The organism is Agrobacterium sp. CGMCC 11546, assembly GCF_013365515.1.
Lineage (GTDB): Bacteria > Pseudomonadota > Alphaproteobacteria > Rhizobiales > Rhizobiaceae > Agrobacterium > Agrobacterium fabrum.
This window is the reverse complement of record NZ_CP047387.1, coordinates 1,355,034-1,368,142: the sequence shown is the minus strand read 5'-3', so window position 1 is coordinate 1,368,142 and position 13,109 is coordinate 1,355,034. Positions and strand designations below refer to the sequence as shown.

Below are 13,109 nucleotides of genomic sequence, written 5' to 3'. Positions count from 1 at the left end.
CCGTGAGCCACCGTGACCACCCAGCGTGACCATGCTGCCAAAACGAGGTGTGACCACGGCCGCGGCGATGCTCCCGATTTCCCTCAAGACCAGACCTGCTCTTCGGTGTTCGCCGAACCGATGTCGAAGTTCGCGACCAATGCGTGGCCATCTCACGTTCGCAGCCACCAACGGATTCCCATTCGAGGTTATCGGCTTCGATTTCGTGGATCGCACCTCGTTCCGAATGGGAATCCGTGCGGTGTCGATGGTTTCGATCTGCATGCTGCGCGTGATCCACGAAAGGATGGCGTTGATTCGGAAGAACTGGCAGGAAATGTGCCCCCTGACGCGCCTGATCTCAATCGAAATCGCCACCCGATTTCGGACGTGCATAAGACTCAATCCTATAACGGCCCCTGCTATCGCCTCGGCAGGCGGACGGCCGCCGGTCGCCGTCATGGTAATCTGACCCGGGATGGCCGATTTTTTGAATATTTCCGAGCGGTTATGTCGGAGGGTTACGTCTCACAGTTGTGCCGAACGGAAAAATGAAACAGGATTCTCTTCGGTCAGCGATTCGGAGGACGGTTAGGTCGATGGGAATTCTTACAAGCGTTGTCAACACAGCCAGTGACGAGGCCGCCCGGGATGCCGGACACCGCCTCGCCAGCCTCCTTGATCCGGCTCGGATCTGCGGCGACCTCATCAATGTTGACTACAGCTCTGCACTTGTCCTCGTTCACGACAGACTGCGCTCGAACGTAGGCGGAGTTCCGAAGGGTTGCTTTCTTGTTGCCTCCAGACTTGCGCCTGGAGCTACACCGAACGCAATGCTGGAAGACACCTCGCTTATCCTACTGAGGGTGCTCGACAAAGCTCCGCTTCCGAATTCGTCGGAGACCGACAGAATGCGTTACGAGGCGGGGCAGCGTGTCTCGGCGTCAGATAACATCAACTGGGACGACGAGCAGACCCTGGACAAGTTCACGGCGAACTTCCTGCGGTTCGCAGGCGTCGAATGTCGCGTGATCGGCACATTCATGATGAGAATGAGCCAGAAGGGGGGGTGGGCTGTGCAGTTCGGTGCAGACCTGTCGAACATCTATTCCGGACGGGGAATGAAGGTCTATAAACCGGATGGCGAGCTGCTGAAACTGATCGCTAACTTCGTGCGGCCGCTTCCAAAAGCGGACAAGCATCCTCTCGCCGATAGGCGCATCAAGATCGGACGGGTCCGGTATGCCGCCAGCGAGAGGCAAGGTGATACGACCGATCTGGTTGATGTCACCCTCGACCCAACAGACCTTATCGCCCGCCGTACGGCTCTCTTCGGCATGAGCCGGACGGGCAAGTCCAATACGGTCAAGAAGATCGCCTCATCAGTATTCATGCTTCGTGCGGAGGATGCGGTGCGGGGGCGCGTCGGCCAGCTTATTTTGGACGCGAACGGCGAATATGCCAACGACAATCCGATCGACAAGGGCGCGTTGCGCAGTGTGTTCAATGGATGCCCAAACTCCGGCCCGGAAGATGTGGTTACTTACGGGCTTCATCCGCATCCCAGAGATCCGAACCGTCGGCTCGTGAAGCTCAACTTCTTTGGCAGCGAGCCTAAGAGCTGGTTCGATCGTGACGCAGTCGTCGCGGCTATGACCCCGATGATCCAGGCGAAGGCCGTCGTGGATGCTGCCTTGGCCTCTCAGGGGTCGGCGCAGTACAAGACGGCATTCATGAACGTCGATCTCACGGTGCCCGATGATTGGGAACCGAAGGATGTGACCCGCTACCGCCGTATCGTCACGGCCTATCGCGCCATACTAGCCAAGGCCGGACTGGCGAGGTCGACCTCGATGCAGAAGGTCAGTGTCGACCGTCTCACCAACGACAAGCTGCGGAAGGCGCTCAGTTCCTCCGAAACCTACGCAAGAGCTGCGGTCATCTTTGGCAAAGACATCGTGTCCTGGGACGAAGCCTATGAAGCATTCAATCTCCTCAGGCAGGCCATTGGAGACAAGGAATCGCCCTACGTCGAATACAACCGGGAATCTCGAAAAGGCGACGAGGAGAAGGATTGGCACGACTCCGCCCTCATGGGAATCCTCGCGCTGATGGAGCATCAGGGCGGTATCCGTCTGATCGGGAAGGTTGCCCTACAGCATTCCCCTGACACGACGCAGGATTTCGCAGACCAGATCGTCGCCGACCTTTCTGAAGGAAAACTGGTCATCGTTGATCAGTCCACCGGAGATCCAGAACTTAACGAGGCAGCCTCGCGGCGACTGATGTGGCGGGTGTTCGACCACCAGAAGGCCGCGTTCACAAACCCCCGTCTCGATGAAAATCAGGAGATGATCCTTCCACCGGACGTCATCGTCTACGTCGAGGAGGCGCACAACCTTCTGCCCAAGGACGGCGACGACCTGAAGGACATCTGGCCACGCGTTGCCAAGGAAGGTTCAAAGTACAGGATCGGCCTGGTGTACGCCACGCAGGAACCGAGTTCGATCATGAGCAATATCCTGTCAAACACCGACAACTGGTTCGTGGCCCACCTGAACAGGGCAGGCGAGGTGAAGCAGGTCCGGGACTTCTACGACTTTGGTGATTTCGAACAGCAGATCCTGAACGTCGCCCTACCGGGCTTTATACGCATGCGGACCCTGTCCAATCCCTATGTCGTCCCGGTGCAGATCGACCCTTACGTCGCAAACGCACCCGCGGATCATGGCGGAAGGACTTAGGCATGCCGTTTGAGATGGAGAGAGCCTCAGGCGAGTCATTGCTCACACTGGAAGCAAGCGAGGCCATGCGACGTTTCCGGGCCGAGATAAAAGCTCCGCAAGACCAGGGCCACATGCCGCCTCAGGTCGCCGTCGTCGAGCGGAACTCTTGGGTTCCTCGCCGAGTGATCGCGATCGACGGCTCGACGATCACGACGCCATTGCGGCTTGGCGCGCCGGGAGCGGATGCCTCGCTCCTGAAGGTGTCTGTCCTTCTTATTGACCTCAAGGAGATAATGGCGGTCAAACCCGACGAGATTCCGTCTCCGGCGCTGTTCAGGGAGATGGAACAGGTGGAGACGCTAGACGCGGTCCTGCCTGGGGCCAACGTCGTCCGAAAGGACAGGGTAGACGACACGCCATCCGCGTTCTTCAGAGAGTCCGTCCACGAGATCCTGTCAGCCAAGATCGATCAGAGTTGGGAGACGCTTGCGGACACGTTGTCGGCGATCACGGAGAACAGGACGACAAGCCGCAGCGAGTGCCCCATCGATGGCTGCGAGGAAACGATGAGACCCGGCAAGGGACGTTATTCCTGCCACTGCCATCGAGCGGAGCAATTGTTCGAGAGCGACGCTCTGCGTTTTGTGGAACGCTTCAATCCCGCTGGCAGCAATGGTGAAGCTCACGGCGAGGTCCGACACCTGCTCGAGGTACTTGCGCTGTTCAACATCCTCCGATTTTTCGCGACCGACGCAGAGCGCATTGGACTATTGCGCGACAATGTCTTCATCCTTGACGGGCCTCTGGCGATGTTCGGCCATGCGGCGTGGCTCGCTCCCTATCTTCGAACCGAACTCGGTCGGATAAATGACCTCTGTAGGAACGAGGGGTTTGATCTTGCGCTATTCGGCTATGAGAAGTCCGGCCAGTTCGTGACGCACTTCGACGCCATCGACTTCGACGAGGAACTCGGCCCCAGGAAGGTCTTTGCCGCCCGCACCGTAATCACCCCTGACGCGACCTATATCAACCGCCGCATCACGTTGCGGCCGGAAGGCGCGAAGGTGCACGGTGACATCACCTACTTCGGTCGGAAGGTCTTCTACAAGACTAAATCCAGCGACCACGCCGTAATCACCACAGCGATGGTGGACGATGCGTCACGTAATTTCCGCCGCAACGATGCAGCCTGTTATCCTCGTCTCGGCGACTGCCTTAATGTCCTCGACGAACTCTCCACGTATCTGTATCGGGATGGCTTCATGCCGCTCGTCCGCGCGCACGCACACGCCGCGATCCCTCTGCAGCGCGGCACAAACATCCTTCGCAAGCTGTTCGCGGATGGGAACAAGCCTCCGATCGTTTCCGAAGGCCCGGCATCCTCACGAGCAGTGGTGGCTGGCAGACAATGAAGAATGATGTGAAGTGGACCCCTTCGATACCCGAGGGCCGGTGGGCGACGCTGGGACCCTACTATGCCATGTTTCCTACGGACTTCGTCCGGGACGCCATCGCTCGCTTCTCAAAGGTTGGAGACGGCGTCATCGACCCATTCTGCGGTCGTGGCACGGTGCCATTCGTCGCGTCCTCGACAGGCAGGTTCGCCGTCGGCATGGATGTCAATCCCGTGGCCTGGGTTTACGCGTCGGCAAAGACCTCGCCTGAACCGGACGTGCAGAAAGTCCTGCGTAGAATTCGGGAAATTGGCGAGGCAGTCCGCCCGGGGGACGAGGATCCGGTCAACGAGTTCCAGGAATGGGCATGGGCTCCGAGGACTCTCGCATTCCTGAATGCCGCCCGGCGCGAGCTTTGCTGGAAGAGCGAACGAACCGACTGGACGCTGGCCGCGATCATCCTGATTTACCTGCACGGCAAGGAGGGGGGAGCTGTCAGCAACCAGATGCGCCAGTCAAAGGCGATGGCTCCCAACTATTCCGTTCAGTGGTGGAAGGCCCGTGGATCACGCCCCCCTGAAATAGATCCCGTCGAGTATTTCGAGGGGAAGGTCGCATGGCGGTACGCAAAAGGGCTGCCGAGGATGTCGGGCTGGTCGGAGATCGAGCTCGGCGACGCACGTCAGAAGCTGTCCTCTTGGAAGGGCTCGAAGTTCAATCTTCTGGTTACCTCGCCACCCTACTGTGGCGTCACCAACTACCGCCTCGACAACTGGATCAGGCTCTGGCTGCTTGGCGATCTGCCGCTCCCCGACAACAAGTCGTCGGAGAAGTACGCTGATCGCGAGAGTTACAGGAGCATGTTGATGGACGTATTCTCATCGGCGAAGATGTCCATGACCGAGAGTGCAACGGTTCTCGTTCGAACCGACTCGCGTCTGTTCACGCGCGATGTCACTGCCGCGACGCTTCGTGCACTGTGGCCCGACCATCGAATGCTGGCCAAGAGCGAGCGGCCGGAAAAAACCCAGACCCAGCTCTTCGGTGACCGGACGGAAAAACCCGGGGAGACCGACATGCTTCTTCTTCCTCTGGGAGATCGTCGACGACCGTCGGGATACGGCCTCGTGCGCGATCATGAGATGGCGAGCGTTCCCGCTGCCTCCTCGACATCCGGCGAACGAAGTGACCAGGCGGTCGCTGCTCGGGCATGAACATTCGTCTCGCGCTAGACTGGTGGCCAGTCGGACAAGGCTTGTTCTCCTCCGGGCGGCTTCACCGCGATAATCAGGTTGTGAGCTGGGTGTATGACTGCGGAACGGCGTCTGCGGATCGTCATCTGCTAGATTCCCTGCACGATTTCGGTCAGGAGCATACCGCTGCGGGGGCGGACGGGATCGACTTCGCAGTTCTCTCCCACTTTGATCGGGATCACGTCAGCGGGTTCGAACGACTCGTTGCGAGGCATCCTATCCACATGGTGCTTCTGCCATACATTCCTCTCTGGCAGCGTCTAGTGATTGCCGCGCAGCAGGGCGTCGCCGCCGAAGACGTCCTATTTCGCTTCTTCGTGAATCCTGCAGGCTACCTTTTCAGCATCCCTGGCCAGCAGATAGGGGAGGTGGTCTTCGTTCCGCCTGCGGGATCCGAAGGCGGAGGAGACGGCGAGTTTCCTTCAGCTCCAGCTCCCGCAGGCCCACGCCCAAGCGCACTCAAGGCCGAGTATGGCGGGCCGCCCGACAGCGAGAGGCCGACCTGGACCGCGAACCCCTTCGATGATCCCCGCGTCCGCTATCTGGCTAAGGGAGGCAGGCTGCTTCTGCCCTTCTGGGAGTTCGTCCCCTACAACGACGCAGATCTTTCGGCGCGTGCAGACGCCGCATTCCGCGCGGCAGCCGCCCCCTTGATCCAGAAGCTTGTCAGACCAAGCCGTGGCTCGCCCGCAGTCGCCCTAAAAAAACTGAGGTCACTTTACGACAAGACGTTCGGCAAGACCTCCTCCAGACGCAACCAGATCTCCCTGTTCCTGTACTCGGGGCCACTCGACCATTCCTCGCGCGCTGATGTAGACGGGTGGGATCCCCGGTTCGAGCCCGGCGTGTGGGAGCGTTTTGCGCAGCTCAGTACGGGTGATGGCATGCTTGAGACTCCCGAACGTCTGACTGCGATGATCAGGCACTACGGTTCATCGACGCGGATGACGAAGATGGGGATTTTTCAGGTGATGCATCATGGCGCCAAAAGCAGTTGGCATCCGGGCGTTGCGGAACGCCTCTGCCCGGTGGCAAGCATCATAAGCTCGGAGCCGAGCGACAAGCGCTACAGACATCCCCATGCCGAAGTCCTCCGGGACTTCTGGTCTCACGGCGCCGTCCAGGTTGACAGCGTTGAGAGGATGCGGATGGATTTGGACATCTACATCTAGCGCGTTCAGGGGAACGCCTCGCGGATACAGTCCTTTAGATCTTCGCATCTATCGTCTGATGTGGGAAAGCTACTTTAAGGTGTGGACTTCACAGGATTCAAGGCTAGTCTCTCTAGCACGAATCCTTGGAGCTTGAAGTATGGACGTGCCGGTGTCGGATGTGTTGGAGAGTCTTCGCGAAAGGGCGCCGTGGCCCGTGGGGCGCCGGATATTCGCCGACATCGGGATCGCTCGTGGGAAGGGATGGCAAAACACGCTCCAGAAGATTAGCGAAAGCCCCAAGAAGAGCGAGGAAAAGATCGATGAACTGGTCGAGGCCCTCAAGTCGCATCAGATGTGCGGAGAGAAGCTGGTAAGCTTCTATAAGCTTGATACTGCGGACAATGCGGCCGTTCGGAAGAAGCTTGCTGCAATCCAGGTGCCGGAGACGGTGTTCTCGAAGCGTTATCCTGCGACCCTGTCGGAGACGGCGCTTAAGGCCGCGCCCGGTGGTCTCGTGCTGACGTCGATCGAGGAGAACGAAGAAGGCATCGGTCTTGTCTTCTCTTCGGCCAGAGTGGCCACGATACGTGAGCACATCGACGTGGACTCCCTTTTCGACGGTGGCGATGCGGCGTTCGAGGGCTACGAGGAGATTATCGGCGTCAAAACGGTCCGCTTCCACGCCTTCGACGTCATCTGGATACCAGCGAACGGAGACACACTGGACATCCGCATCGACTTCCCGGAGGGTACGCTCTCGGAAATTGCCGTTGCGGCGAGAAAGCTGACTCTCACGCAGTTCACGAAACTGACTGGCGTCGCCATGCCGGAACCCGTAAACGTGTTCCCATTGATCGACAAGATGTACAGCGATGGCACCGAGGGGACGGTTGTAGAACTCGGATTCGGCACGACGACGGCGTCGCTTAAGAATGAGAAGATGAGGCGGCGGAAGATGGACCTTCGCGGCGAGACCTACCACAAAGGCGGGAAGGCGGCGCTGGACACTCCAATCGAACCCTTCAAACTCAGCATCCGCTGGCACCGGGTCATCGGAAAGAAGCTGAACTCGGAGCCGGAGTTGAGCGTAAACAGCACTTCAAGGGCAGCCGGTTCCGCCAACCCCGTGTTAGATCGCGTTGTAATCCGTAAATGCATGGGGCATGAGGATTACGAGTATGTCAGATCCAGGATCGCGCATCATCTCGGCAGCTAGTCATCGGAGAATGGCGTGAAGCTTGATGAAATCAGGGAGGAATACCGCACGCGCTGGGGCGAGCTCCCGGTCGGAGTGGTATGCCTCGACATCATCGACTTCATTGCATCGAAGCCTGTGGATCAGCTTCGGTTCCTGACGTTCACAACCCTTTGCCAAGCGGCCGGACGTGAGAGCATCGACTTGGAGGTGCTTGCCGCGATCAATTTGCTGACGTCCTCGAAGTTGGCAATCTTTGAATCCCACGCGATGCTTGTCGACGAAGACGATACGGAGCATGAACTATCAGCGGAGGAGTTCGCCGAAGCGAGAAAGACGGGCACGCTCATTCATCCGGAAACCGGAGAACCCGTACCCGACTTCGAGACGCACTTGATCCCGTTCTTCGCCCCCACGGAAGAACTGCAGCGCGAGCTTGCTGATGGCTGATCAGGATACGCTGGCATTCATCAGGGGCGTCCTCGCGAACAACACTCCTGGCATGATCTCGCTGGAGATGATCCTTGCGAAGTCTCATGAGGAGCGGCTCGCACTGGTCGAACGCGCCATCGACTGGAGTGCCCAGGAGCTTGTGAAGAACCGCCATGTCAAACAGGAGATGACGGAAGACGGGCTCTCCATCGAGATTGTCGGCCTCTTGAAAGCAATGGGGTTCGACGCTGGCCACGACACCCAGTATGGCGGTCACTGCGACATCGTTGTCCTGGCCTCAGGCGACTTCCTATGGATCGCCGAGGCCAAGAAGCACAAGGACTACGACTGGCTCCTAGGCGGTTTCGAACAGCTTGATCGTCGCTATAGCACGGGTTTAGCTGGGCAGGATGTCGGCGAGATGATTATCTACTGCTTCGGGGCGCGGGCCGATCTCGTTCTAGCGGAATACCAGACGAGGCTCGAATCCGCCCGAAAGGATGTTGTGTTCGACGGTGCAATCGCTGGAGGTTTATTCAGGAGGTCAAAACATACGCATATGAACACCGGCGGCGACTTCCGAGTCCGACATACGATTGTCCCCCTTTTCTTTAAGCCGACAAAGTGACGAATGCCAAACGACGGCGCTCATCCAGAACGCCGGTGTTGATTATGGGATGGCAACTCTTCACGTTCAAAGCAATCCGTCATCTGCACTGACCAGTGAGGTGGTCGCTCAAAAACGAAAGTTTGTGTTTTGCAGGCACACGCATTGTCATGCCTTGGCGGACACGACGACGCGGGGGTGGAGTGCGAACAAGCCGCCAAATGACAAGGTATGGAATTTGTGTTAAGGGATCGGCATTAGGAGAGCCATATGGCCAGACCGGGATACATCGACGGTGTAGATGACATGTTGGCGGATGCTGAGAGGTTGGACGCCGAGCAGACTGATGAGCTGAATCAGGTGCAAGTAGACATGATCGAGATGCTCTTTCGCGACCTTGACTTTTCCGTTGAAGACATTGCTGGGCATCTGGCGATCGAAGCAGACGATGTACAGGAAATTCTCAGAGCCAGGGGGCATTCCCCAGGATATACCGGTTGAATCTTTTGTGCTGCTGCTCGTGATATTCGTGGTCGTCGTACTCTAGGGTGCCTTTCCAAGTTGTTCCGCTTTCAGCGAGTAACGCGCGACCGAGGCTTATGTTGTGGCCTGGGTAAATGTGGGAAGCAACCAATGTGGGTTCGTCAGCGATTGCCCAGAGTGAAATTGGCTTGTCGCTGTCGACAAGTTTTTTAATTCGTGCGCGAACCGGGCGTGTGATCGTCTCGAGTCTATCTAGCTTGCATCGGATGAATTCCTTGCAATTGCCTCGGTTCCAACTCTCCTCCGAAGGGAGAAAGCCAGCTCTTGCCCAGAAGTAAGCACCTCCGTCTACTGCCGTTACATGCAAACGAGTGAGGCCGAGCATCAGGGCAACGTTGTGGCAGTTCTGGGCAAATATCGTTCCATATCCGTTATTATGGAGGTCTTTTCGTATCTCGAGGTAACCTTGAAACAGGCAGCCGGAATTCAGGTCGAATGCTCTTGAGATCTCGTACGGCGGCTGACCGTACGCGTCATGACCCAGAATCTCGAATTCGGTATATCTCTGTCCCGTTATCTTTTCGAGTTTACAATCGAAGTCATAAGGAACGTGCTCGACCAGCTTTCTGCAGAAGTCATATGGTTTGAATTCTATTCTCCCAAAACGACTAAGCCACCATTCAGCCCCTTTTTCAAGTTCGTGTCCGAACAGTGGAACCTTGACGCCTAAGAACAGATCTGAAGTTTTCATGCTAATTCCGCGAAATGCCATTTCGGCAAAGTTACCGCGGTCACCTCCTACAAATCGTGAAGAAACCCGCTTAATTTTCAGCCCAAACAGGCTGCCGGACCGTTGACCAAGGCACTGAAACGCTGGCAGGAAGTCACCGGCGAACTGTAAACGGCGAATTTTTCTGGTCGATAGGAATGATTCCTTGACGAGTATCCCGATCATGTTGTGCGCTTGTTGGGGACTAGGGTAATCGGCGAGCGGTCGTGTGCGTTGCTTTGTGGCGCCGGGGCCGGTCTCGGCCTGATAAGCTCACCGGTCTCCAGTACACTTACCGAAACGCGCATGGATTTCCCCGACGTCCCCGCGATGACCGTGATCGGTTTCGGGCACCTGTAGCTTGGGTCGATCGAGATCGAATGCATTTTCCGGACGTCGTTACCGCTGGGGTCCGGGGCACCGCCGGGGTGTGAGTGGCATTCGCCTTGGGTCCATCGTGCGCGAAGTTTGGCCGTCAGTCCGTTGATGCCCCTCTGGAACCAAGCTCTTCCAGAGAGGGAATCAACAGGGCGCTCTGTCGCTGCGGTGACAACCGCCACGTTGCCATCATCGTTTGCGCCAACAAAGCCCACAACGGGGAAGCCTGTCTTCCTAGCGGCTTAAATCAACCCGCAAATCGAGCCGGAAACTCCAGTCCGCCAAAGCCCAAAAAGTGTAAAATCATTCGACGACGGACACTCGAACACCGCGCCTGTTTAGTTAATTCCTGTTTTGGTCTTTCAGCTATTTTCCGGGCACTTTTCAGCACCCGGAAACAGTTAAAAGTGGTTTGGCCAGATTCAGCTTCAAAAATGGCCAGATCTGACGCCTTTTGGCCAATATTGAGGTCGGTTTCTCATCAAATATCCAGATTATCCGCGAAAGCCGCCCGTTCCTGAATGAAACGGAAGCGAGCATCCGCCTTGGTGCCCATCAGATTGTCCACCGCCTCGCGGGTGCCTTCGAAATCCACGTCATCGATCTCGACGCGCAGCAGGGTGCGCTTTTCGGGATCCATGGTGGTTTCCTTCAGCTGTGCGGCCATCATTTCACCGAGGCCCTTGAAGCGGCCGATTTCGACCTTCTTGCCCTTAAAGACGGTTTCCATCAGCTCTGCGCGATGGGCGTCGTCGCGGGCATAGGCTGATTTTGCGCCCTGGCGGATGACGTAGAGCGGCGGCACCGCCAGATAGAGATGGTTGCCGCGGATGAGTTCCGGCATTTCCTGATAGAAAAAGGTGATGAGCAGCGAGGCGATGTGGGCGCCGTCGACATCGGCATCGGTCATAATGATGATGCGTTCGTAACGCAGATCCTCTTCGCGGTACTTGGTGCGCGTGCCGCAGCCGAGTGCCTGGATGAGATCGGCGATCTGCTGGTTGGCCGATAGCTTTTCGCGGCTGGCGCTGCCGACGTTCAAAATCTTGCCACGCAGCGGCAGGATGGCCTGATTGGCGCGGTTGCGCGCCTGCTTGGCCGAGCCGCCAGCCGAGTCACCCTCGACGATGAAAAGTTCCGCATTCTCAGCCGTGTTCTGCGAGCAGTCCGCCAGCTTGCCCGGCAGGCGCAGCTTGCGCACCGCTGTCTTGCGGTTGACTTCCTTTTCCTTGCGGCGGCGAAGGCGTTCTTCGGCGCGCTCGATCACCCAGTCGAGCAGCTTGGCCGCTTCGCCCGGGTTGCCGGTGAGATAGTGGTCGAAAGGATCGCGCAGCGCGTTTTCAACAATGCGCTGGGCCTCGACGGTCGCAAGCTTGTCCTTGGTCTGGCCGACGAATTCCGGCTCGCGGATGAAGACCGAGAGCATGCCGGCTGCCGAGATCATCACGTCATCGGTCGTGATTTCACGGGCGCGCTTGTTCTGCGTCAACTCGGCATAGTTCTTCAGGCCCTTGGTGAGCGCGATGCGGAAACCGGCCTCATGCGTGCCGCCTTCGGGCGTTGGGATGGTGTTGCAATAGGAATGGATCTGCGTGTCGCCGCCATACCAGGTGACAGCCCATTCCAACGCACCGTGGCCGCCGGTCTTTTCGGTGCGGCCCGAGAAAATCTCGCGGGTGACCGTGAATTCCTTGCCGAGCGTGGCCGCCAGATAGTCCTTGAGACCACCCGGAAAATGGAACACGGCCTTTTCAGGGATTTCGCCATCGGCCGGCACCATGCCGGGGTCGCAACTCCAGCGGATTTCTACGCCGCCGAACAGATAAGCCTTGGAGCGGGCCATGCGGAAGATGCGGGCCGGTTCGAATTTCGCGTGATCGCCGAAAATCTGCGGGTCGGGGTGGAAACGCACGCGGGTGCCGCGGCGATTATGCACGTCGCCCAGTTCCTCAAGCCCGCCAATCGGCGCGCCGCGCGAAAAACGTTGGCGGTAAAGTTTGCGGTTACGGGCGACTTCAACTTCCAGCAGGTCGGAGAGCGCATTGACCACGGAAACGCCGACGCCATGCAGGCCGCCCGATGTCTCATAGGCCTTGCCATCGAATTTGCCGCCGGCATGCAGCTTGGTCATGATGACTTCGAGCGTCGATTTGCCCGGAACCTGCGGATGGTTCTCCACGGGGATACCTCGGCCGTTATCGGTGACGGTCAGAAAACCTTCAGCATCGAGATGAACCTCGATGAAATTGGCGTGGCCGGCGACGGCCTCGTCCATGGAGTTGTCGATGACTTCGGCAAAGAGATGGTGCAGCGCCTTTTCGTCGGTGCCGCCAATATACATGCCCGGACGCATGCGAACGGGCTCCAGCCCTTCAAGCACGCGGATCGACGAGGCGCCGTAGTCGTCACCGGAAGGAGATACGGGGGCGGGCGGAGCGGACGTTGGGATGGCCGCAATGGCTGCGGGTTTCGGCTGCACATTCCGGTTGGCGGGCACGTTGGCAGCTGCGGTCGCCGGGGCCTTCACAGGTTTCACCGTGTCCTCGTTCGTTTCCGTATCGCTGTTTTGTGCTGCCGGAAGACCGGAGAAGAGATCGTTGCTGTCGTCCATCATGTCCAAAGGTTCAAAAGCGTGTGTCAGAATTTCGCCATGCGAATCATTATGTCAGTCGCGTCAATCATAACGCCAAATGCGTTTCCCGTCCGATTGAACCGGGTCCGTTTGGGCGAGCGCGGTGC

General features: G+C 58.1%; 11 protein-coding genes. 9 read left to right on the top strand and 2 right to left on the bottom strand.

Annotation, left to right across the window (positions count from 1 at the left end; all coding sequences use genetic code 11):
- Nucleotides 1–139 precede the first annotated feature (139 nt).
- The 9 genes from GSF67_RS06870 to GSF67_RS06830 all read left to right on the top strand — a co-directional run bounded on the left by GSF67_RS06870 (nt 140) and on the right by GSF67_RS06830 (nt 9,241).
- The gene (locus GSF67_RS06870) at nt 140–451 is read left to right on the top strand and encodes a hypothetical protein (protein WP_006315412.1); all 312 of its coding nucleotides are present in this window, start codon (nt 140–142) and stop codon (nt 449–451) included.
- A 439-nt stretch (nt 452–890) separates the two neighbouring features.
- A complete protein-coding gene (locus GSF67_RS06865; RefSeq protein WP_244399894.1) occupies nt 891–2,723 on the top strand; it encodes an ATP-binding protein in 1,833 nt (610 codons plus the stop codon).
- Between the two features lie 2 nt (nt 2,724–2,725).
- Nucleotides 2,726–4,117, top strand: a complete 1,392-nt coding sequence (locus GSF67_RS06860) for a DNA double-strand break repair nuclease NurA (RefSeq protein WP_006315414.1) — start codon at nt 2,726–2,728, stop codon at nt 4,115–4,117.
- Complete coding sequence (locus GSF67_RS06855) at nt 4,114–5,313, top strand: DNA methyltransferase (protein ID WP_006315415.1); 1,200 nt, start codon at nt 4,114–4,116, stop codon at nt 5,311–5,313. Before GSF67_RS06860 ends, GSF67_RS06855 begins: the two co-directional genes overlap by 4 nt.
- Entirely contained in the window at nt 5,310–6,524 is a 1,215-nt protein-coding gene (locus GSF67_RS06850) for a hypothetical protein (protein WP_006315416.1), read from the top strand. Before GSF67_RS06855 ends, GSF67_RS06850 begins: the two co-directional genes overlap by 4 nt.
- Nucleotides 6,525–6,663: 139 nt before the next feature.
- Nucleotides 6,664–7,722: a hypothetical protein gene (locus GSF67_RS06845; protein WP_006315417.1), complete on the top strand. Its 1,059-nt coding sequence runs from the start codon at nt 6,664–6,666 to the stop codon at nt 7,720–7,722.
- 15 nt (nt 7,723–7,737) lie between these two features.
- Complete coding sequence (locus GSF67_RS06840; RefSeq protein ID WP_006315418.1) at nt 7,738–8,151, top strand: hypothetical protein; 414 nt, start codon at nt 7,738–7,740, stop codon at nt 8,149–8,151.
- Nucleotides 8,144–8,761 carry a hypothetical protein gene (locus GSF67_RS06835; RefSeq protein WP_006315419.1) on the top strand — a complete coding sequence of 206 codons (618 nt, stop codon included), beginning with the start codon at nt 8,144–8,146 and terminating at the stop codon, nt 8,759–8,761. Before GSF67_RS06840 ends, GSF67_RS06835 begins: the two co-directional genes overlap by 8 nt.
- 249 nt (nt 8,762–9,010) lie before the next feature.
- A complete protein-coding gene (locus GSF67_RS06830) occupies nt 9,011–9,241 on the top strand; it encodes a hypothetical protein (protein ID WP_035216374.1) in 231 nt (76 codons plus the stop codon).
- On the opposite strand, the gene GSF67_RS06825 is transcribed toward GSF67_RS06830, so the two are convergent.
- Nucleotides 9,204–10,178: a hypothetical protein gene (locus tag GSF67_RS06825; protein WP_006315423.1), complete on the bottom strand. Its 975-nt coding sequence runs from the start codon at nt 10,176–10,178 to the stop codon at nt 9,204–9,206. The two genes, GSF67_RS06830 and GSF67_RS06825, sit on opposite strands and share 38 nt — an antisense overlap.
- 673 nt (nt 10,179–10,851) lie before the next feature.
- The gene (gene parE / locus GSF67_RS06815; protein ID WP_006315425.1) at nt 10,852–12,984 is read right to left on the bottom strand and encodes a DNA topoisomerase IV subunit B; all 2,133 of its coding nucleotides are present in this window, start codon (nt 12,982–12,984) and stop codon (nt 10,852–10,854) included.
- Between the last annotated feature and the right edge of the window lie 125 nt (nt 12,985–13,109).

Bases quoted from the DNA above. Each gene is read 5' to 3' on its own strand.
- GSF67_RS06845 (WP_006315417.1), top strand. From the start codon at position 6,664: ATGGACGTGCCGGTGTCGGATGTGTTGGAGAGTCTTCGCGAAAGGGCG.
- GSF67_RS06850 (WP_006315416.1), top strand. From the start codon at position 5,310: ATGAACATTCGTCTCGCGCTAGACTGGTGGCCAGTCGGACAAGGCTTG.
- GSF67_RS06865 (WP_244399894.1), top strand. From the start codon at position 891: ATGCGTTACGAGGCGGGGCAGCGTGTCTCGGCGTCAGATAACATCAAC.
- GSF67_RS06825 (WP_006315423.1), bottom strand. From the start codon at position 10,178: ATGATCGGGATACTCGTCAAGGAATCATTCCTATCGACCAGAAAAATT.
- GSF67_RS06835 (WP_006315419.1), top strand. From the start codon at position 8,144: ATGGCTGATCAGGATACGCTGGCATTCATCAGGGGCGTCCTCGCGAAC.
- GSF67_RS06830 (WP_035216374.1), top strand. From the start codon at position 9,011: ATGGCCAGACCGGGATACATCGACGGTGTAGATGACATGTTGGCGGAT.
- GSF67_RS06870 (WP_006315412.1), top strand. From the start codon at position 140: ATGCGTGGCCATCTCACGTTCGCAGCCACCAACGGATTCCCATTCGAG.
- GSF67_RS06855 (WP_006315415.1), top strand. From the start codon at position 4,114: ATGAAGAATGATGTGAAGTGGACCCCTTCGATACCCGAGGGCCGGTGG.
- parE (WP_006315425.1), bottom strand. From the start codon at position 12,984: ATGATGGACGACAGCAACGATCTCTTCTCCGGTCTTCCGGCAGCACAA.
- GSF67_RS06860 (WP_006315414.1), top strand. From the start codon at position 2,726: ATGCCGTTTGAGATGGAGAGAGCCTCAGGCGAGTCATTGCTCACACTG.